This is a genomic window from Apilactobacillus apisilvae, assembly GCF_023380225.1.
Taxonomy (GTDB): domain Bacteria; phylum Bacillota; class Bacilli; order Lactobacillales; family Lactobacillaceae; genus Apilactobacillus; species Apilactobacillus apisilvae.
Genome location: NZ_CP093362.1, coordinates 845748 through 867276 on the forward strand (window position 1 = coordinate 845748; position 21529 = coordinate 867276).

At 30.4% G+C, this 21529-nt stretch carries 22 protein-coding genes; 10 read left to right on the forward strand and 12 right to left on the reverse strand.

What is annotated here, in order from left to right; genetic code table 11:
• The first annotated feature begins 12 nt into the window (after nucleotides 1-12).
• Together MOO46_RS04375 and MOO46_RS04380 are read left to right on the forward strand one after the other, a co-directional pair.
• Nucleotides 13-807, forward strand: a complete 795-nt coding sequence (locus MOO46_RS04375) for a methylenetetrahydrofolate reductase (RefSeq protein ID WP_249510482.1) — start codon at nucleotides 13-15, stop codon at nucleotides 805-807.
• Nucleotides 807-2015, forward strand: coding sequence for a DUF2075 domain-containing protein (locus MOO46_RS04380; protein WP_249510483.1), 1209 nt, complete (start codon nucleotides 807-809; stop codon nucleotides 2013-2015). Before MOO46_RS04375 ends, MOO46_RS04380 begins: the two co-directional genes overlap by 1 nt.
• Before the next feature lie 21 nt (nucleotides 2016-2036).
• On the opposite strand, the gene MOO46_RS04385 is transcribed toward MOO46_RS04380, so the two are convergent.
• The 9 genes from MOO46_RS04385 to MOO46_RS04425 form a co-directional block, all read right to left on the reverse strand.
• A complete protein-coding gene (locus MOO46_RS04385) occupies nucleotides 2037-2204 on the reverse strand; it encodes a hypothetical protein (protein WP_249510484.1) in 168 nt (55 codons plus the stop codon).
• Between the two features lie 354 nt (nucleotides 2205-2558).
• Nucleotides 2559-3560, reverse strand: coding sequence for a C39 family peptidase (locus MOO46_RS04390; protein ID WP_249510485.1), 1002 nt, complete (start codon nucleotides 3558-3560; stop codon nucleotides 2559-2561).
• Between the two features lie 160 nt (nucleotides 3561-3720).
• Nucleotides 3721-5346, reverse strand: a complete 1626-nt coding sequence (locus MOO46_RS04395; protein ID WP_249510486.1) for an ABC-F family ATP-binding cassette domain-containing protein — start codon at nucleotides 5344-5346, stop codon at nucleotides 3721-3723.
• Between the two features lie 136 nt (nucleotides 5347-5482).
• Entirely contained in the window at nucleotides 5483-6133 is a 651-nt protein-coding gene (locus tag MOO46_RS04400; RefSeq protein WP_249510487.1) for an SDR family oxidoreductase, read from the reverse strand.
• 154 nt (nucleotides 6134-6287) lie between these two features.
• A complete protein-coding gene (locus tag MOO46_RS04405; RefSeq protein ID WP_249510488.1) occupies nucleotides 6288-6638 on the reverse strand; it encodes an iron-sulfur cluster biosynthesis family protein in 351 nt (116 codons plus the stop codon).
• A gap of 81 nt (nucleotides 6639-6719) precedes the next feature.
• Nucleotides 6720-8147, reverse strand: a complete 1428-nt coding sequence (locus MOO46_RS04410) for a PH domain-containing protein (RefSeq protein WP_249510489.1) — start codon at nucleotides 8145-8147, stop codon at nucleotides 6720-6722.
• Nucleotides 8137-8598 carry a PH domain-containing protein gene (locus MOO46_RS04415; RefSeq protein WP_249510490.1) on the reverse strand — a complete coding sequence of 154 codons (462 nt, stop codon included), beginning with the start codon at nucleotides 8596-8598 and terminating at the stop codon, nucleotides 8137-8139. Before MOO46_RS04415 ends, MOO46_RS04410 begins: the two co-directional genes overlap by 11 nt.
• Before the next feature lie 2 nt (nucleotides 8599-8600).
• On the reverse strand, nucleotides 8601-9086 hold the full coding sequence (locus MOO46_RS04420) for an MGMT family protein (RefSeq protein WP_249510491.1): 486 nt from the start codon (nucleotides 9084-9086) through the stop codon (nucleotides 8601-8603).
• 112 nt (nucleotides 9087-9198) lie between these two features.
• Entirely contained in the window at nucleotides 9199-9681 is a 483-nt protein-coding gene (locus MOO46_RS04425) for a C40 family peptidase (RefSeq protein WP_249510492.1), read from the reverse strand.
• A gap of 206 nt (nucleotides 9682-9887) precedes the next feature.
• Between MOO46_RS04425 and MOO46_RS04430 the strand changes: the two genes are divergently transcribed.
• Nucleotides 9888-11195 carry a DUF3290 family protein gene (locus MOO46_RS04430; protein WP_249510493.1) on the forward strand — a complete coding sequence of 436 codons (1308 nt, stop codon included), beginning with the start codon at nucleotides 9888-9890 and terminating at the stop codon, nucleotides 11193-11195.
• 56 nt (nucleotides 11196-11251) lie between these two features.
• On the opposite strand, the gene MOO46_RS04435 is transcribed toward MOO46_RS04430, so the two are convergent.
• The 3 genes from MOO46_RS04435 to MOO46_RS04445 all read right to left on the reverse strand — a co-directional run bounded on the left by MOO46_RS04435 (nucleotide 11252) and on the right by MOO46_RS04445 (nucleotide 13085).
• On the reverse strand, nucleotides 11252-11854 hold the full coding sequence (locus MOO46_RS04435) for a nitroreductase family protein (protein WP_249510494.1): 603 nt from the start codon (nucleotides 11852-11854) through the stop codon (nucleotides 11252-11254).
• 84 nt (nucleotides 11855-11938) lie between these two features.
• Nucleotides 11939-12604, reverse strand: a complete 666-nt coding sequence (trhA, locus tag MOO46_RS04440; protein WP_249510495.1) for a PAQR family membrane homeostasis protein TrhA — start codon at nucleotides 12602-12604, stop codon at nucleotides 11939-11941.
• 115 nt (nucleotides 12605-12719) lie between these two features.
• Nucleotides 12720-13085, reverse strand: coding sequence for an aggregation-promoting factor C-terminal-like domain-containing protein (locus MOO46_RS04445; protein WP_249510496.1), 366 nt, complete (start codon nucleotides 13083-13085; stop codon nucleotides 12720-12722).
• A gap of 244 nt (nucleotides 13086-13329) precedes the next feature.
• Between MOO46_RS04445 and MOO46_RS04450 the strand changes: the two genes are divergently transcribed.
• The 7 genes from MOO46_RS04450 (at nucleotide 13330) to MOO46_RS04480 (ending at nucleotide 21516) form a co-directional block, all read left to right on the forward strand.
• The gene (locus MOO46_RS04450; RefSeq protein ID WP_249510497.1) at nucleotides 13330-14241 is read left to right on the forward strand and encodes an ABC transporter ATP-binding protein; all 912 of its coding nucleotides are present in this window, start codon (nucleotides 13330-13332) and stop codon (nucleotides 14239-14241) included.
• A complete protein-coding gene (locus MOO46_RS04455) occupies nucleotides 14241-14978 on the forward strand; it encodes an ABC transporter permease (protein WP_249510498.1) in 738 nt (245 codons plus the stop codon). Before MOO46_RS04450 ends, MOO46_RS04455 begins: the two co-directional genes overlap by 1 nt.
• A 118-nt stretch (nucleotides 14979-15096) precedes the next feature.
• Nucleotides 15097-15891 (forward strand): hypothetical protein, encoded by a 795-nt coding sequence (locus MOO46_RS04460; protein ID WP_249510499.1) that lies wholly within the window; start codon nucleotides 15097-15099, stop codon nucleotides 15889-15891.
• Nucleotides 15892-16040: 149 nt separating this feature from the next.
• Nucleotides 16041-16487, forward strand: coding sequence for a MarR family winged helix-turn-helix transcriptional regulator (locus MOO46_RS04465; RefSeq protein WP_249510500.1), 447 nt, complete (start codon nucleotides 16041-16043; stop codon nucleotides 16485-16487).
• A 338-nt stretch (nucleotides 16488-16825) separates the two neighbouring features.
• Entirely contained in the window at nucleotides 16826-18199 is a 1374-nt protein-coding gene (locus MOO46_RS04470; protein ID WP_249510501.1) for an amino acid permease, read from the forward strand.
• Between the two features lie 342 nt (nucleotides 18200-18541).
• Complete coding sequence (locus tag MOO46_RS04475; protein ID WP_249511701.1) at nucleotides 18542-19864, forward strand: amino acid permease; 1323 nt, start codon at nucleotides 18542-18544, stop codon at nucleotides 19862-19864.
• A 173-nt stretch (nucleotides 19865-20037) separates the two neighbouring features.
• The gene (locus MOO46_RS04480) at nucleotides 20038-21516 is read left to right on the forward strand and encodes an APC family permease (protein ID WP_249510502.1); all 1479 of its coding nucleotides are present in this window, start codon (nucleotides 20038-20040) and stop codon (nucleotides 21514-21516) included.
• The last annotated feature ends 13 nt before the right edge of the window (nucleotides 21517-21529 follow it).

Genomic DNA, 21529 nt, shown 5'->3' on the forward strand with positions numbered 1-21529 from the left:
GGAATTAAAATAATGAATAAGCAAACATTATCATTAGAAATCGCCCCAGATTTATCACAGTTAACATTAATGCATGATTATCTTAAAAAATGGCAACCAGATTTTGTTTCAATCAGTAGTTTAAGCCGCTTTTCATTTGATAATATTATTACATGCGCTAATTATGTTCAAAATACATTAAATATACCTGTGGTACTTCATATGACTGGATTAAGTCACAGTCAAACTGATATCAATAAACTACTGACAGTAGCTGCAAAAAAGAATATTAGTGGATTATTATTATTACAAGGAAACCACTACAAAAATATTAATATCCAAAATGATTTTAAACATGCTAGCGATTTAATCAAATATGTCAAAGAAAAGACCAATAAATTCAAAATTTTGGGGGCTTGTTATCCTGAGGTACATCCTGAAGCCAAATCTTTAGGGGATGATGTTAAACATTTAAAACTAAAGGCAGAAGCTGGATGCCAACGTTTCATCAGCCAAATGTTTTTTGATAATACCCATTATGATACTTTCATAGATGAAGTGCATAAACAGTCTATTAATCAGCCAATCTTAGCGGGTATTATGCCACTAACTAATATGGTAATGGTCAATTGGCTTAAAAGTAACAATATTGTGATGCCTAATTTTGTAGAAAATACAAATGATATCTGCCAAGATGGTATTAATTTTGCGGTTAAACAAATTAATGAATTATATACAAAGAAAGTCTCAGGTATTCATTTATATACAATGAATAATTGGTCAACAACTAACCAAATCATAAAAAAGATAAGGAAAAGTGAATTATAATGAATAAAATTAATGCGGCTAACGAAAAGTTATCGCCTAACCACAATTTAACCGAAGAACAAACAAAACTAATTAATAAAATAGAAAATTTTACGAAAAATCATATTAATGATCAAAATCACGCTATCTTCACGATTTATGGTGATGCTGGAACAGGAAAATCCGTTATTTTAAGCAAGTTATTTTATGATCTACAACAAATGGCTAAAGATAAAAATAGTCAGCTGTACAAAACTGACAATCATTTCTTAGTTAACCATCCCGAAATATTAAAAGTCTATAAAAATATGGCTGGTGATGAAAAAAACGTATTAAAAAAGAATTTCAACCGCCCTACTTCATTTATTAATCAATTAGATAAAGCAAAAAAGTCTGTAGATATTACAGTTATCGATGAAGCCCACTTACTACTCTCAAGAGGTGATCATTACAATAACTTTTATCAAGATAACCAATTGGAAGAAGTAATTAAACGTTCCAAAATCACAATAATTGTTTTTGATCACCGCCAGGTATTAAGAACTAAATCTTTCTGGAATTTAAATAGATTACATAAAATCATTGACCAATATCCTAATGATGAATATCACTTAAGCCATCAATTTAGAATGACTGCTAGTGATGAATTAGTTCAGTGGATTAATAATTTTACCGATGGCCAATTAACTAAAATCCCTAAAAATGCTAATAACAATTATGACTTTCGCATTTTTGATAATGCAGAAAAAATGCGAAAAGCAATTGTACAAAAAAATAACGAAACTGGTTTATCAAGAATTGTTTCAACATCTGGTTATCCTTCAACGCTTGATGGTGGCAAACATTATGTATTAGAACCTGATTTTAAAATGCCATGGGATCAATATAATTATACGCAAACACCATGGGCAGAAATTCCAGGAACAATTAATGAAGTCGGTTCAATGTTTACTTGCCAAGGCTTTGATTTAAATTATGTTGGAGTTATTCTAGGCCCTCCCATTTATTTAGATGGAAAATCAATTAAAGTAGACCTTAATAACTTCACTGACGTAGAATCACTAAAAAAGCGTAAAGATATAACTGACGTAAAAGAGTTTAATGAAATAAAAGCACAATTAGTGTTAAATTCCGTTAATGTTTTAATGAAACGCGGTGTAAAGGGACTGTACATTTTTGCTCATGATGAAGAATTGAGGAAGGCATTGTTAAAACTAGCACAAAAATAAAAAAAGCATAAAATCTGCTCTTTAAACTCGATTAACATGTAGTGCAACCATCGATAGTATCGCAATTAACAAAATAACAATGATTACTAAAACATAAGTTTTCTTAGTTAATCTATACCTAAATTTTTTAAGTAAAAACATTAATACTAATAAAACTAGTAGAATAATAACGGTAATTATAGTGAGCATCTAAACACTCCTTGCTTAAAATAATGCAAAAATGTTACTTATAAACTAAAAATACAATATTGAAAAATCATAGAATAATAATTTATGTATTATTATTCTATCAAAATATTATTTATAGAAGTAATGTTACGAATAAAAAAAATAATATGATTTCGAATATAAATTAAAAGATAGAAAACATATGTACAAATAACCCTTTAAGGAATGATTTCGATATTCAATCGAAGTCATTTTTTTAATGGAATTCTTTAATTGTTAAATATTTTCAAATAACATTATAACAAAAAAGCGCCTTACAAAAATTAGTTTTAATATCTAACTTTTGTAAAGCGTCTAAAAAAATATTTTTATAAGTTATTTAACCAAAGCAGCCATACGACCTTCTTGATTATATAATTTCATAAATTGACTGGTAGATACCCAAAAGACTGGTTTATTAGTGGTCTTATAAGTTTCTTTCCAAGATGATGGATCTGCCATCTTAAAGTATCCACGTTTGTAGCCAATTACTACCAAAGTGTGACCTGTAGCTTCACGCATACGATAGCCAGTAGCTGCTATTACCGGATTACCCTTTTGCACTTCATTAATAATTTTTATTTTAGAAGCACCAGTAATGTTATAAACTCCACTGTAAAATTCACGACCAAATTTAGCAAGTGCCTTAGGATAAATTGTCCAATTTTGGCTAGTATGATTTACAGCATATGGATTACCAACAAATCCTTCATTTTGATTATTGCTAGATCTTGGCATCTTTTTAAGAAATCCATTTAAATCAGTATTTTCACCAACACCCTTAGTTGATAAAGCCATTTTTAGTGCTGTAGCTTCACAACCATTTGGTGCATCAAATGGGAAATGTTGACTAGTATATGTAAATGGAATTTCATATACGCTAGTGGATGATACATAATCAGCATTTATCCAGCCCTGGTCTTGTCCACGATAGCTTATTTGATAATAGGTTCTTTGAGGCGCCTTAGCAACCTTAGTAATTTGAACTAATTCACCATTCAAATTTAATTTTTGTTTGATTTTGGTACCACGATTATATGGTCCAACAAAAGATTTAATATTACTAGTATTAACTTTCATTGCATTATAACTAGCACCTGAAGAATAAGTAAATTTAACATAGTCTACAAACTTATTTTGTTCAGAATTTTGTTTGTCCGTTGATTGTTGTTCTTGGTCTTTTTGTTTATCAGCATCACTACTATTTTCATTATTAGAAGACTGAGAAGTAGAAACATCACTACTACTGTCAGCATTTGCAACTACTGATTGTCCACTAATGACACCTGCAGTAGCCAAAAATATTACCAACGCAGATGATGATAATAATTTTTTCATTTAATTCAACTCCATCCATTAATGTACTACTTATAATATAATACAAAGTTATGCATAATAATAATAATAAACACTGATGTAAAAAAATTTTAATATTGTAGTAACATTATTTAAACAATAAAAAAGACACAGTAAAATAATATTACTGTGTCTAATATTTTTATTTATATAATTCTTCCACTTGTTTTTGAATATCATCATTTTCCATGAAATCATTATAAGTTGTATCTGCTCTTTGAAGCATTCCTTTATCAGAAACTTCAATAATATGATCAGCAATGGTTTGAATAAATTCACGGTCATGAGAAGTGAATACAATTGAACCATCAAATGGAATTAAACTTTCATTTAATGCAGTAATTGATTCCATATCCAAATGATTGGTTGGATCATCCATAATTAAAACATTACCCTTTTGTAGCATCATTTTTGAAAGCATGCAACGAACTTTTTCCCCACCAGATAATACTTTAATTTGCTTACTAATGTTATCACCTGAGAAAAGCATGCGTCCTAAGAAGCTGCGTAAAAATGGATCATCACTTTCTTCTTTTGAAGCGAATTGTCTTAACCAATCAATGATAGTTAATGAATCATCTTCGAAATCAGAATTGATGTTCTTAGGCATGTATGAGCGACGAGTGGTTTGTCCCCAAATAACTTCTCCTGTATCTGGTTCCATCTTACCAGCAATAATTTGCATTAAGGTAGTAGTTGCTAAATCATTACGACTAGTTATTGCAGTCTTTTCATCAGGACGAAGCGTAAAAGTAATATTATCTAAAATTTTCTTACCATCAATTGTTTTAGAAACATTTTTAACACTTAATAAATCATTTCCTAAATCACGTTCTTTTTGGAACTTAATAAATGGATATTTACGTGAAGATGGTTTGATATCATCTAAAGTAATTTTATCTAATTGTTTTTTACGTGAAGTAGCTTGCTTAGATTTAGAAGCATTAGCCGAGAAACGAGCAATAAATTCTTTTAGTTCTTTAATTTGATCTTCTTTTTTAGCATTATTATTTTGTTGCATTTGGGCAGCTAGTTGACTAGATTTTAACCAAAAATCATAGTTACCAACATATAACTGAATTTTTTGATAATCAACATCACACATCATTGTACATACTTGATTTAGGAAGTATCTATCATGAGATACAACAATTGCAATATTTTCATAATCAGCCAAGAAATCTTGTAACCATTCAATAGTATGATTATCTAACCCATTGGTTGGTTCATCAAGTAGTAAAATATCAGGATTACCAAATAAAGCTTGTGCAAGTAACACTTTAACTTTTTGGCCTTCTGTTAATTCACTCATCTTTTGTGTATGCAATTCTTCAGGAATACCAACACTTTGCAATAATTGTGATGCATCAGAATCAGCATTCCAACCATCCATTTCTGCAAATTCACCTTCTAATTCTGCGGCTTTAACACCATCCTCATCAGAAAAATCAGGTTTTGCATACAAAGCATCTTTTTCTTTCATAATCTTATATAACTTTTCATATCCTTGAATGACAGTATCTAATACTTCATAATCTTCAAAGCCATAATGGTCTTGACTTAAACTTGATAATCGTTCGTTTGCACCGATTGAGATATTACCACTAGTGGGCTCAATTTTACCTTCTAGCATTTTTAAAAAGGTTGACTTACCGGCACCGTTGGCCCCAATAACCCCATAACAGTTACCAGGCGTGAACTTAAGATTTACATTTTCATATAATTTTTTTCCTGAGAAATGTAATCCCATATTTGATACAGTTATCATTTCATACCTCCATCTAATTAAATAATAAAAAACGTCCTCAGTTCTAAATATAGAATCAAGGACGTTAATATTTTATTGATTCAATTTATAACTCTGATAACCTTATCACATGCTAATAAACAACACAAGTTTATTATTATAGGACATCTGAGATGTTCTTGTCACCAGTAGTAAATTCGTAAACCTTATTAATAGTATCGTCATCATCTAAGGTTTCAACAACAGCGTTAGCAACGTCAGCTCTTGGAATATTCATAGTTGCATTATCTTCACTAGTTAGAACAATCTTACCAGTTTCTGGATTATCAGTTAAAGCAGTTGGACGCAAGATAGTGTATTCTAGTCCACTATCCTTTAAGTATGCATCAGCATAATGTTTAGCAACATAATAACCTGGTAGTCCTGAGTTAGGCCAGAATGAACGATCATCAGCACCCACTGCACTAACCATTACATAACGTTTAATATCAGCCTCTTTAGCAGCAATCATTGTTTTAATTGCACCATCAAGATCAATACTCAAAGTCATGTCATCACCAGTTGATCCACCAGAACCAGCAGAAAATACAATTGAATCAACATCACTTTGTGCAAATGCTTTTGCCATATCTTCAGGGGTTGATGTTAAATCAAATAAAGTTGGTTCAACATTCTTCATATCTTTATATTCATCAAATTGGTTCTCACTTCTTACACCAGCTAAAACAGTGTGTCCTTGGTTGCCCAATTTTTCTACCATTTGTTTACCAACGTGACCATGAGCTCCTACAACAAATACTTTTTTCATAATTTAACATCCTTTCTTAAAGTAAGTAATAAAATATTACCAGCTTTTTTATCAAATTTAAAATACTTTGTTTATAAGATAATAAAAACGTCCCCCATAAATTTAAGAGACGTTTTTATCAAATTGTTTTTTCGTTTAATTAAGTCGAGTATTTTTATTTTTTATTTCTTTGATCTGTAACTGGAACATTTTCATCGATAATTCCAGCATCACCGGATAGTTGTAAAATATTCATTTTTACATCTAATTTTAAGTTTTGATCCATATAAGATTTACTATATCCTTTGATATAAATAGGTCCTAAGTCTGAATCCATACTTTCATTAAAGTCCTTATCTTCTAAGTCAGGGTCCACTGCAATGAAATCAAAAGATGTATCAATTGCACAAGAACCAGCATCAGAATAGTTACCGACACCATCATCTAAACTTAAAAAGTACTTTGCATTACCGGGAACAATATTTTGAATCTTAGTTTTTGCTGCATCTGTAATTGTTAACTTCATATTAATTTCCCCCTAATATCTATAATTACAATTTATATTGTACATGATATATTTTGTATGTCAATATTTTGTGTACAATTTTTATTTCTCTTGATACCAATTATAAATATCTTTCGCACGATGTACATCAATATATTTGGCAACGATCTCGTCAGCAGAGTTTCCTCTACGTTCAGATACTTTCAGATGTGCCAAATTTTTATTTTGCATCCAGATACTCTCTCTTAAAGTTATCGATTGAATTTTATGCCAGTTAATAAAATGTAAGTGGCGATTAAAAAATCTGCACCTTTCTATTACTAACACATCATTATTAGAAGTTAAGTTAACACCATTATGAGCATGCCGATAAAAACCATTAAAAATACATAAAATTATAACTAATATCTCAGTTATTAGAAAAGGAATTATAAAATTTATGCCGCCTGATAATATTGGAAAAGGTAATAAAAGGCACCATAGACTATTTCTGCTAAATAGCCAGATAGAATAACGCTTTTTACCAAGTACTCTTGGCTCTGTTTCAGGTAAAGTATCAAGAAATTGGTTAGTAATCGAATATAATTGTTGGGCATTTAAAATAGGAAAAATAATAGGATCCTTAGTTTTAGAGTCTTCTAATTTGTCAGATATAATCGTTATTTTAACAGTTGTTAAGTTTAACCATCGACGTATAATATTTTGATTAAAATCAATACTTTGAATCCGATTGGTCTTAATTTTCACCGTTTCTTTTTTAAATAAACCACGAGAAAAAGTTAGATCATTATTCTTTTTTGATAAATTAAATTGATAATACTGAATCCAAATGGAAATGTAACTAAATAGAAACGCAAATATTAAAAATAAGGCAAACTCAATCAAAATAATTAATATTCCTTCATTATTAATAAAACTTAAGATATGATTTTTATAACGATCTGATATTAGATATGAATATCTGCTATATAGTTGCCAGATAATAAAGATGCCAAAAAATGCTCTAAAACTAGTTAGAGCAAACAAATTCATTGAATGATTAGAAATGCTGTATTGTGCATCTAAATCATTCAATTCTTTAGTTTTTTGTTCTTTTTCATTATTACTATTTGAATTATTAGCTGATTTCCGTTTATGTTCTAAAGTTTCCGCAACTAATTCATTAATTGCTGCTAAATCAATATTTGATTTAGAATCTGAATGACTAGCGTTATCGATGCTAACGGATTCCAAATGAAATGGTTTTAAGAAGAACCACTGTTTACGATGAATATTTTGAATCCTTTCATACGGCATATGTAACTCTTTCTTAAAAAATAAGCCATGCTTAATTAGCAGTTGATCTTCAAGAATGGAGTAACGGTATGTAAAGTAAAATATGATTTTATAAATTAATAAAAATATTGCAAAAAATGGAACTATCCATACAATATGAATCCAAATACTCATTGCAAATACGAAGAAAATACTAGAAATATAATCCTTTAGTTCAAATACTAACGCTAATGGATTTAAAAGTTTATTTTTCATTTCTAGCCTCCATTGCAAAATCCATTACCTGTTTTCTAATCGCTTCAGCCTCTTGATGTGTGACTGCCTCGATTTTATGATTATCACCTGCAGTATCAATATGAACACTGTTAAGTTTTTGGAATCTTAAAAGTGGACCTTGACTTAAGTTAACATTTTGAACTCTTGCAATTGGAATTGAAGATAATTTTCGGAAGAAAAAGCCTTTTTGAATTTCAACATATTCTTCTGATATTTTATATTGATTGAATGCATAGCGATAAGGAATTAAAGCTAGCGAACTAGCTAATTCAATTGAAGCAATTCCTAAAATAATGTAAGCAACCCATACTGGCCAATGGAACATTGGTAAAAATAAAATGGCACAGAAAAATGCAATCATCCAACATACAAAAGTGATTAGTGATGATTGCATCCATATTTTTTTTACGCTTGATGGTAAATTTTTCATAACTACTCCTTTTCAACATTTAACAAGTAATCATTAAATGCAGAATTATTTCTTAGTCCATTTTCATTTTTAATATCAATAATTCGATGACTAGGAATTAAAATGATTAAAGGATTAGATAAAATAGCGTTTAATACTTGTTCGTTATCAAATTCAAATAAATTACAAAAATCAGCAAAGCTAATGGTTTTACCATACTTTATGTTGGTAATTTCAGACCATACTTTTTTTTGGATTGTAGTACCAATTAAATTCATTTGTAAATCAAAATATTTTCGATTTCCATCTAAATATTCACGAATTTGAATTTTGTATTCATCAGTTTGATTACATCCATATTTAAATTCAGCTTCTAATTTAGGATAAAAATCATATATATTAGAAATACCAAAGTTAGGATTTGAAATGAAATTGATACCATCTTGATCAGTCGTAAAGATTAATTTGACATTATTGTATTCAATTTCATCCCATAGTAGTTTTTCCATAAATAATGCTCATTCCTATCTAATATTAATACATATATTTAATATATTATCATAGTATTGATATATAAACATCGAAACAAAAAAAGACAGCTAAAATTCAACTGTCCATTAACTATTTTATGATTCTAGAATATCCCACTGCATGCCACCAAGGCGCTTTAACATTTTCTCTTACAACACCACGATTTTGTGAATCAATCATTTTACCATTACCAATATACATTCCAACATGATAAATGCTTCGCTTACTACCACCAAAGAATACTAAATCACCTTTTTTTAAATGATGCTTAGAAACTTTTTTACTACTCTTATATTGGCTTTGCGCAGTTCTGGGTAAATTTTTTCCCATTCCATGTTTATAAACATATTTTACAAATCCAGAACAATCAAATGATTTTGGACCGGTTGAACCATATACATATTTTTTACCTAATTGTTTTTGAGCTACTTTATATACTTTTTCAAATTTTTCTTGATCATGTGTTTTATTAGAACTTGCGGATGCTGATTGTGAGCTAACTGCACTAAAAGTAAAGAACCCTACTATTAATGATACAAATAACAATATTTTAACCATCGGTATTGATTTCATTTACTTAACCTTCTCTTTCTATTAAAAGTTTTTTCCGCTCTCTGAAATATCTGATAGTAAGTATAGTTTAGAAATAATACCGTTTGAATACATACAAATATCAAAATGATTAAAATAATGTTACCGAATGTTACTTGATGGCCTAAAGTGATAAAAGGCTTTATACTATAAGTGTAAACAAATTTTTAATTAATAAGGTGATTACTTTGGATTTATACTCATATCATTATTTAACTCACCCTAATACTTTCATTTATTACATATTACTAGTATTAGCCATCTTATTCGGTGGGTTAATCATATTCAATGGTTTTAAATATATGCGTGATCGGACCAACTTAAAATATCGTGATATATTTATTACTTTAATTCTGACAGCATGTTTAGCTATTGGATTGGTTTTTAGCAATATCTTGCAACAAAATAATTCTAATAGTCAAAATTCTCAAACCGTTAAAATGGTTCAGGACATTAGCAAAAACATGAAAGTTTCAAAATCAAAAATATATACTAGTAGCACCCAATTAGTTAACGGTATGACCGTATTGGTTAATAAAACTTACTATCAAGCAAGTTTTAACTCAACTTTTAATAGTTACCAGTTAAGTAAGATTAGGTTAATCGACAGTAAGGACTCAGTAAACATTCATAATGATTCTAAATTTACAATTAGCCCAGTTAATAAACAATATATAACGATATTCTTAAAACTACTAATTGGTTTCATAATGTTAGTTGTACAAATAAACCTTTCTGGTAAAGGTAATTTAGCGCCATCAAATGCCGTTGATCAGCTTCAAAACTATGTTCTTGGTGGTATTATTGGTGGTATGATTTATAGTGATACCGTTACGACATTACAATTCTTTATTGTATTATTAATTTGGTCATTAATAATCTTTACAAGTAGGATCTTAATTAGGCAATTCCAAGTATTTAGGAAATTATTGGCAGGAGAACCTAAAAATATTATTACTAACGGAATTATTAATGTTGATACAACCCTACAAAATGGAATGTCAGCTTCTGATTTAACCTTTAAATTAAGAACCCAAGGCGTCCATAATTTTAGAGATGTTCAATCTGCAGTGCTTGAACAAAATGGTCAATTAACAGTTAATACTTTCGGTGATGAAGCAATGAGCTATCCTGTAATTACAGATGGAACTGTTAATGAAGATGTTCTTCAAAGAATGGGTAAAAATATTGAGTGGATTAACCAAAAAGTTGAAGATAGTAATAAAGAAATATCTCAAATTTTCTTAGGTCAATATGTAGATGATCATTTAATCATTATTTCATACCCTAATCGAGCTAAACGCCCATGGTATTATGAAATTACTGAACAAATGGCTAGTTTCGGTTCTAACCATAATATGACGCCTGAAAGAGTTAAAAAATCTAAATCAATGCGTAAATTAAAAGAATTTTCGCAAAGAAGACATCATGATAAAAATAATAATGATGATTCTCAAAATAGAAAAGAAACTCCCAGTCATCGTAACCGTAAATAAAATTATATGAAAGAAAAATAAGCTCCCAAATTTGTGGGAGCTTATTTTTTAACTAATTATTTAAAAATCTTGAAACGTTTTTCATCATCCATATAATCTTTATCGCCAGCAGGTGCTTCAATTGAACCAAAGTCCATTTCACCACGTAATTTCCAACTAGCTGGAATATCAAATTCTTTAGCAACATCTTCATCGATTAGTGGATTGTAATGTTGTAAATTGGCACCAATGCCATTTTCAGCTAATGAAGTCCAAACAGCATATTGGGCATTTCCTTGTGATTGTTCTGACCAATCATAAAAGTTATCAGCATATGCTGGGAATTTTTCTTCAAGACCATGAACAACATCCATGTCAGTGAAGTAAAGAACTGTTCCAAATGAATTACTAAAGCCATTAATTTTTTCAGTAGTAGCTTTAACAGCATCTTCTGTCTTTAAATGTGGTTTTAAATTATTTAAAACAATGTCCCATAACTTTTTATGAGCATTATTAAATAAAATTACTGCTCGAGTAGATTGGCTATTAAATGGTGTAGGAGCTTGTTTAATTGTTTCTTTGATTAAATCAGCAATTTCATCAGAATCTTGTTTAACATTTTTACCTAATGCATAGATTGTACGACGATTTTTTTGTAAGTTTAAAAAATTATTTTCCATAGTAATCCTCTTTTCATATTCAAATATCATAGAATATTATAACACTTACTTTTTATAAGTAAATGATTTTGATATGTTTTATATCTATACATAAAAGTAGATTGAAAAATACATCATAATTGTTCCTAAAAGAACAAATAGATGCCAAATGACGTGGCCAAATGGAATTTGTTTAAAGCTATAAATAACCGCTCCAACAGTAAAAGCAATCCCACCAAATAATAATAATAAAAATCCAGTAAGCCCTAAGTAATGATATAGTCTAAAAATTCCCAAAAGACACATCCAACCCATAACTACATAAATTACAGTGGACAAAGTTTTGTATTTTCCCATCCAAATTGACTTATAAATAATGCCCATAATTGTCATTAACCAGATAATTCCAAAAATAAGCCATCCGAGCCATCCTTGAATTGCAACCAAACAATAAGGCGTGTATGTACCTGCGATTAATAAATAAATGGCAGAATGATCAAAAATTTGAAAAAGCTTTTCTGCTCTAGTGAAATATAGACTATGAAACATTGTAGATGCTAAATAAAAAACGATTAGAATTCCACTATAAATGGCAAATGTAGTGATACGCATTGCACCACCTTCAGAAACGCCTTGTACAATTAAACAGGCAGCCCCTGCAATTGCAAGTAAAACTCCTAAGCCATGGGTAATGGCACTAAAAATTTCACTTAATAGAAAATATTTTTTACTACCAACCCAGGTAATTTTTTCTTTGTTTTGAGTTGTCATTAAATCATTCCTCACATCTTTTTGATAATTATATAACTATGTTATCTAGTTTTCAATACTAGATAATAGAGACTACAAAAAAAGGAATCTCTAATGAAAGAGATTCCTTTCAGATTTAGTACCAACCATGTGATAACCAAAAACTTTTGGCACCAACCCATGAGCCATAGCGACTATTAGCATAACGATCAGCAGTACGTTCTTGATTACTTGCTGAATAATTACCATGATAATATCCAATTGATAATTGATATTTACCATAGCAGGTACCATTACTTGCTCCATATGAACCACCAGATTCACGCATGGCAATAAAATGTTTAGCTGCTGCATTAGCAGAAGAAAGTCTGTGTGTATGTACGATATTTTGTCTATAACTAGTTGCTCTAGCACTAGCATTAGTTTGTGGTAATAAAAACAAAATCGCAGCGAATAATGTAACAACACTTAATAGTGCCATAAATGCTTTATTCGAATGCATATATGTTTTTCCCTCCTTATATTTACAGTACGCAGCTTACATTAAGTTTCTTACGGAGAGATTATCAAATTGTTACATTTTATTTACATTTGTTTGCAAAGATGAAATATAAGAAATATACTCATATATACCATTAGATTATTAAAATTTTTACATAATTTATTAATTTTACTTGACTTTATAATAAAGAATTAATATAGTTAGTTACATAAGTAAATAACTAATTAATAAGGGAGATTTTTATATGAAGGTACTTGAAATAAACGACCTAAATAAAAAATTTGGTCAAAAACAAGCCTTATTCAATGTTTCTTTTGATATTGAACCTGGTACAATTTTGGGGTTAATTGGGCCTAATGGTGCTGGTAAATCAACAATTATGAAAAGTATTGTTGGTTTAACTAGTTACAACTCTGGTTCAATTAAAATTAATGGTGACAGCTTAACTAAAAATAATCGTAAGAGTTTGCAAAATGTGGGTTCAATGATTGAATCACCTGCTCCTTACCTAAGTCTTACTGGTTACCAAAATCTAAAATTATTCAATGATGGTTCTACTACCGATGGTGAAATCCAAGAAATTATGAAAGACACTCAAATTGATTCTTTCTGTAATCACAAAGCTAAAAAATATTCATTAGGTATGAAACAACGTTTAGGAATTGCCATTTCATTATTAAATCATCCTAAGTTATTAATTTTGGATGAACCTATGAATGGTCTTGATCCTCAATCAACTCATGATTTACGTGACCTACTATTAAGATTATCAAAACGTGGTATCAGTGTACTAATTTCAAGTCATTTACTTGATGAATTGGCAAGAATTGCTGATTACTATGTTGTTATCAATCATGGAAAAGTTGTTAAAGAATCAGATGCAGAATCATTCTTATCAAGTGGTAGTAAAAACATCAAACTCACTACTAATGATAATCAAAAAGCATACAATGCATTATTACAAGCTGGATTTGAAGCTGAAATCATGGATAAAACCGTTGAAATTAAAGACAAAGGCGATTCAATGAATAAGGCCCTTGCAGCATTAAATAATGCTGGCCTTGAAATTCAAGACGTCTCAAAAGATAAAGTCGACTTGGAAGAATCATTATTAAAACTACTAACAGAAGATAACAAAAAGGAGGAAGATAAATAATGTTAACTCTAATAAGACAAGAAATGTATAAACAAATTCACGGCAAGTTCTATATTGGCTGGAGTATTACAATGCTTGTAATTTCATTAATTGGTGGTTACTTAATGTCGTTAACAAAACATGTTCCAGACAAACCTTTAGAAGTTTATTCTATGGGAATTGCTTTAATGATATTTGCCATGATTGCTTTTGCTAGTACGATTATAACCGGTGATTTTGCTAATAACACTGTAAAATATCTATTTGCTCGTCAGTTTTCAAGATTGAGTATTTTTATGTCTAAGATAGTTGTTATGTTGATTATGTTCATTTACTTAAATGTAGTTAATTTTGTAGTAACTTATATTTCTAAACTAATCTTTTTAAGTGATTCAGCAATTAAATTTAAACCAATTATTAATTCTATGTTTGGAAATATGTGGTTTCTACTATTATTAATTCCAATGGTTATTTTAGTTAGTAACATCGCTAAAAATAATGGTGTTGCAATTGCATTTGGAATTGTTTTCTACTTCGCAGCATCAATTATTGGTAGTTATTTAACATACTTGATTGATAAGGTTGAAATAATTAAGTGGAATCCATTAAACTTTTTAAGTACAAATGAACAATTTGCTGATCATTCCGTATCAACTATCACCCACCTTTCATTAACTCAAATGGAAATTGGAACTGTTGTTTATGCTTTAATCTTTACAGCAATTGCATATACTATTTATAATCACAGAAACGTTTAATTAATAATGAGCACCCTTTTTACATTAATAAATTGGGTGTTTTTCTATTGACTACTTTTCTCAACGTGATAAACTCATGACATGATTAACTTTCGTTAAAGACCTAGGAGGTCAAAAAATGGGTGATTTGTTAAAACAAGAAATGAGTAGTCATAACCGTAAAATTTTTGGATTTATGGCTTTAGGATTATTCATTGTAACTATAATTATGGCAATTGTAGGAATGGAAACTAAAACTTTAGATGGTTGGAAATGGATGAATCAATTTGGTGCTGTAACTGGTATTATTGAACTATTAACAACTATAATTGTGGCAACCAGATTTGCTGGAGAAGAAAGTAATGATCAAGTAAAAGAAAATATGAAGTCACATAGTAAAACTTCAATTTTCTTTTCTAAAGTTATTACTATTTTAGTATCTTATTTATTATTACTATTAGTGGCAATTATTGCTGTGATTTTAATGAAGTATTTAGTATTTCCACATAAGCCCTTAGCAGGAACATTAGCTGAAGAACTTAGCTGGGCGGTTCTTGGAAACATTGCTTACTTCTTCATTTTTCAATCTTTCGTAATGATGGTAATTGGATTTTGTAAAACATGGTATGGAGCAATCGCATTTGGTGTTGCTTGTACATGGATCACTGAAATAATCGCTGGTATTTTTATGATATTTATCTACACTCATCGTAAGTTAATTTACAATCCATTTAACTTTTTCTTTGTTGAAAAACAAATTCAAGATGGAATGAAGCATATGATGACTAGATTATCATTACCACAAATTATTAATGGATCATTAATTTATGCACTGGTATTTTTTATTATTTCTTACATTTTATTTGTTTATGTGCGTAAATTTCAAACTGATAAAGATATTAAAAAACAAAATACAAAAACAAAAATGGCATAATAAATAACTTAAATAAAGCAGTAAGGAATTTATCCCTACTGCTTTATTTTTATACTTGACCATTTTAATTTTAGTGATATATTTTATATTGTATACAATACATTGATACACTAAGAATGTACATATTTATTGAGAAGGGAGTTATATATATGACTAATAAAATAACATTGGATAACCAAATTTGTTTTCAAATTTCTAGAGCACATCAACTTTTTAATAAGTTTTATCAGGAACCACTAAGCAAATTTAATTTAACTTACGTTCAGTATGTCACCCTATTATCTTTATGGGAAAAAGATGGGGTTACCGTAAATTATTTAAGTCAAAAACTGGGCTTATCTAATGGAACATTAACTCCATTATTAAAAAGATTAGAAAAAGCCGATTGGATTACTAGAAAACGTGATAAAAAAGATGAAAGACGTGTGCTAGTGAAATTAACTGAGCATGGTAAAAAACAAGAAAAAACAATTACCAGTTCAGTTCAAGGATGTTTGAACCGGCTAAACTATGATGATAAAACATTCCAACAAACAATGAATACTATCTTAGACGTTCAAGATCGATTAGAAAAATCAGCAAATAAAGAAGATTAACCCATATTTGTTTTATATAAGTTGACAGATGTATATACACAGTATACAATTGTAAATATTAATTAAGAAAGATACGGCTATCTTCATAATATTTCAGAGAGATTCAATGTATACTGCAATTTGAATTAATATTAACTGATAGTTACCACTTTCCAATATTTTTTGGCGGATAATGCCATTCAGTTTGTTCTGTTAACGACTAATATGAGTATATAGTATTTTTATACTATATAAATATGGGTGGAACCACGTAAAAATACGTCCCTAGTACATTAATTTGTACTAGGGATTTTTTTGTTTTCACTAATACTCAAATATTTTAAAGAAGGTGAATAGTTATGGCAGAAAAAAACGATAATTTAGAAAGAAAGCTTAGTGCGCGTCATATGAAAATGATTGCATTAGGTGGAACCATTGGTGTAGGACTATTTATGGGGGCTAAATCAACCATCGATTGGACTGGACCTTCAGTGTTACTTGCTTATGGAGTCGCTGGTTTATTTTTATATTTAATCATGCGTGCTTTGGGTGAAATGTTATATGTTCATCCCATCACTGGATCATTTTCACAGTTTGCTGGTGAATATATGCATCCGGTTTTTGGATACTTAACCGCTTGGAGTAATGTCTTCCAATACTTAGTAGTTGGGATGTCAGAAGTAATTGCCATTGGTACATATATGCAATTTTGGTGGCCTAACTTACCCAGTTGGTTACCTGGAATTGTTGCAATCGTCTTTTTATGTATTGCCAATCTAATTTCAGTCAGTGCCTTTGGTGAATTAGAATATTGGTTTGCATTAATCAAAGTAGTAACAATTGTTGCCATGATTATTGTCGGACTTGTCTTAATTGTCTTTGGCTTAAATGGCATTGGACCTACTGGTATTTCTAATATATGGAAGTTTGGCTTTTTCGCTCATGGTTTTAAAGGATTTTTCTTTGCTTTAGCAATTGTAATTGCTTCTTATCAAGGAATTGAATTAATCGGAGTAACTGCTGGTGAAGCTGAAAATCCTAAACAGACTCTAGTAAAAGCAATTCAAGATACCATCGGTAGAATTTTAATTTTCTATATTGGCGCTATTTTTGTCATTCTAAGTATCTATCCATGGAATAAGATCAATTCAATTGGATCACCATTTGTTGAAACTTTCTCACAAGTTGGAATTACTGCTGCCGCTGCAATCATTAATTTTGTTGTAATTACAGCTGCCCTATCTGGTTCTAACTCAGGAATATATAGTGCCAGTCGAATGTCTTACCTACTTGCTCAAAAACATGAATTACCTAAACCATTTAAAAAATTAAACAAACATGGAGTTCCATTCGTTTCCGTTATTAGTATTTCAGTTGGAATTCTATTAGGATTAATTTTAAATGTTGTCTTACCAATGATTGCTCCATCTGCAAATCAAATTTTTGTGTATGTATATAGCTCATCAGTTCTTCCCGGAATGGTTCCTTGGTTCGTAATTTTGATTTCACAAATTAGATTTAGAGAACAACATCCTGAAGAACTAAAAAATCATCCCTTTAAAATGCCATTATCACCATATACAAACTATGTAACTTTGATTTTCCTATTAGTTACATTAGTATTTATGTTTATCAATGATTCAACTAGAATTCCATTGATTATTGGCGTTATTTTCTTAGTTATTATGGCAATTATCTATTTTGCTAAATATAATAAGAAAGGAATACAATAATTGACAGATTAAGAAATATATAATATATTTCTAAGATACTAAAATTATGTAACAGTAAAAACCAATCTTACTGGGGAGCAATATCAATACCTATCAGCAAGATACAAAGGGTGGTTTTAGGTGGCCAATTTCCACAAAAATTTGTATTTGAAGATATTTATAAAGGTTGAGACTAATAAATTTTAACTTTAGGATATCTATTAGTAACATTATTGCTCAATCCCTAGTACAATAGATAGTGTACTAGGGATTTTTTCTACATAATACATTTATAGGATGGTGAAAATATTGGCAGAAAAACAAAAAAAGGAAGAATTAGAAAGAAAACTTAGTTCTAGACATATGCAAATGATCGCCCTTGGTGGAACCATTGGGGTTGGACTATTTATGGGTGCCAAGTCAACAATTGCTTGGACTGGTCCTTCAGTGTTATTAGCTTATGGAATCGCTGGTTTATTTCTATATTTAATTATGAGAGCCCTTGGAGAAATGCTTTATGATAATCCAATTAGTGGTTCATTTTCACATTTTGCAACGGAATATATGCATCCGGTTTTCGGTTATTTAACCGCTTGGAGTAATATATTCCAGTGGATTGTCGTTGGTATTTCTGAAATGATCGCTATCGGAACTTATATGCAATTCTGGTGGCCAGGAATTCCTTCTTGGGTCCCCGGAATTATTGCAGTCGTTTTCTTATGTATTGCTAACTTAATTTCAGTTAGTGCTTTTGGTGAATTAGAGTATTGGTTTGCGCTAATCAAAGTTGTTACAATTATTGCTATGATTGTTGTTGGTGCGGTTGTTATTGTTCTAGGTTTCAATGGCGTTGGCCCTACTGGTATTTCTAATTTATGGTCACATGGTTTCTTTACTGGTGGTGTTAAAGGTTTCTTCTTCGCATTATCAATTGTCTTTGCTTCATATCAAGGAATTGAATTGATTGGAGTTACAGCTGGTGAAGCTGAAGATCCTAAACACACTTTAGTAAAAGCAATCCAAGATACAATTGGTAGAATTTTAATTTTCTATATTGGTTCTATTTTTGTAATGTTGGCAATCTACCCATGGGATAAGATTGTAAATATTGGTTCTCCATTCGTTGAAACCTTTGCACGAGTAGGAATTTCATTTGCGGCATCAATTATTAACTTTGTCGTTCTAACCGCTGCCCTATCTGGTTCTAACTCAGCTATCTATAGTTCAAGTAGAATGTCATACTTGTTGGCACAAAATGGTCAACTACCAAAACGTTACAATAAAGTAAACAAACATGGTGTTCCATATATTTCAGTTATTTCAATCGCATTAGGTATCTTGATTGGAGTATTATTAAACGTTATTTTGCCACTCTTCTACAAAGGAGCTAGTCAAATTTTCGTTTATGTATATAGTTCATCAGTACTACCTGGAATGGTTCCTTGGTTCGTAATTATTATGTCTGAATTAAAATATCGTAAATTACATCCAGAAAGAATTAAGAATCATCCATTTAAGATGCCATTGGCACCTTTCTCAAACTATCTAACATTAGCAATGTTGGCATTGACACTAGTATTTATGTTCTTTAACAATGATACTAGAATTCCATTAATTGTCGGAATTGTTTTCCTAGGTTTAATGACAATTCTATACTTTGCTAAATTTAATAAGAAAAAAAACTAATAAATAATTCAAATAGCCACCCTTAATTATCTAATTTAAGGGTGGCTATTTTCATGATACAATAGTATTTACAGTTAAAATTTGTTTGACATTATATTTATAATGAATTAATATTTTAATTAATTTCTAATAAAAATTTAATAATAGTTCAACAAAAGAAAGAGGTAATTTTTATGGGGAATCTTTTTAAGCGAATGAACAGAAAAGAAGATCCTAAAGTTTATGAAAATAAGGATGCTAAAATGGTCCGATCAATGACCACTAAAGACTTCCTTGCACTTGGAGTTGGAACCATTGTTTCAACCGCCATCTTTACTTTACCTGGAATTGTTGCCGCTAATAATGCCGGTCCAGCGGTTACTATTTCATTTCTATTAGCAGCTATCGTTGCTGGTTTAGTTGCATTGGGCTACGCTGAAATGGCTTCTGCAATGCCATTTGCTGGTTCTGCATATTCTTGGATTAACGTTATTTTTGGTGAATTTTGGGGATGGGTTGCCGGATGGGCCCTCTTAGCAGAATATTTTATTGCGGTCGCTTTCGTTGCCGCCGGATTGTCAGCTAATTTCAGAGGATTAATTGCACCTCTGGGAATCAATTTTCCGACTGCTTTATCAACGCCCATTAGCTCGCCTGGTGGCTTTATTGATATTACCACCGTTGTAATTATACTTATCGTTGCCTTTCTAATCACTCGTGGTGATAGTAAGACTACTAAAATTGAAAATGTACTAGTAATACTTAAAGTTTTAGCTGTTTTAGTATTTATCTTTGTTGGATTATCAGCTATTCATATTCAAAACTATATTCCTTTTGTGCCAGCACCACATACTAACCCAGATGGAACTGCCTTTGGTGGTTTTGGTGGTATTTACGCTGGGGTATCAGTTATTTTTCTATCATACATTGGTTTTGATTCAATTGCCGCTAACTCGGCTGAAGCTAAAGATCCACAAAAAACCATGCCTCGTGGAATTATTGGTTCACTAGTAATCGCTGTAACACTATTCGTGGCAGTATCATTAGTATTAGTTGGAATGTTTAAATACACTAACTACGCTAATAACGCTGAACCAGTTGGTTGGGCCCTTCGTCAAAGTGGTCATCCTTATGTTGCTTCAGGTGTTCAAATTGTAGCGGTTGTTGGAATGTTTACTGCCTTAATTGGAATGATGATGGCTGGATCACGCCTACTATACTCATTCGGTCGTGATGGTATGTTACCTAAATTCTTAGGTAAAGTTGATAAAAAACATCATCTTCCGGTTAATGCTATCTTAACTATTACTGTTATTTCAGTATTGATTGGTGCTTTCTTAACATTTAATTTCTTGTCACAATTAATTTCAGCTGGAACATTAATTGCATTCATGTTCGTATCCATTGGAATCTACCCACTCCGTAAACGTGAAGGTAAAGATATTAATATGCCTGGATTTAAAATGCCATTCTTCCCTGTCCTACCCGCACTTGGCTTTTTAGCTTCACTTGCAGTTTTCTGGGGATTGGATGCTGATGCTAAATTATATGCCCTAATTTGGTTTATCATTGGAATGATTGTGTACTTTGTTTACGGAATGCATAATCGTGCCAAAACTCAAGCAGCTGAGTTGAGAGATAAAAATAACGATTTTGATAATAAAATTGAATAATAAAAAAAGATTC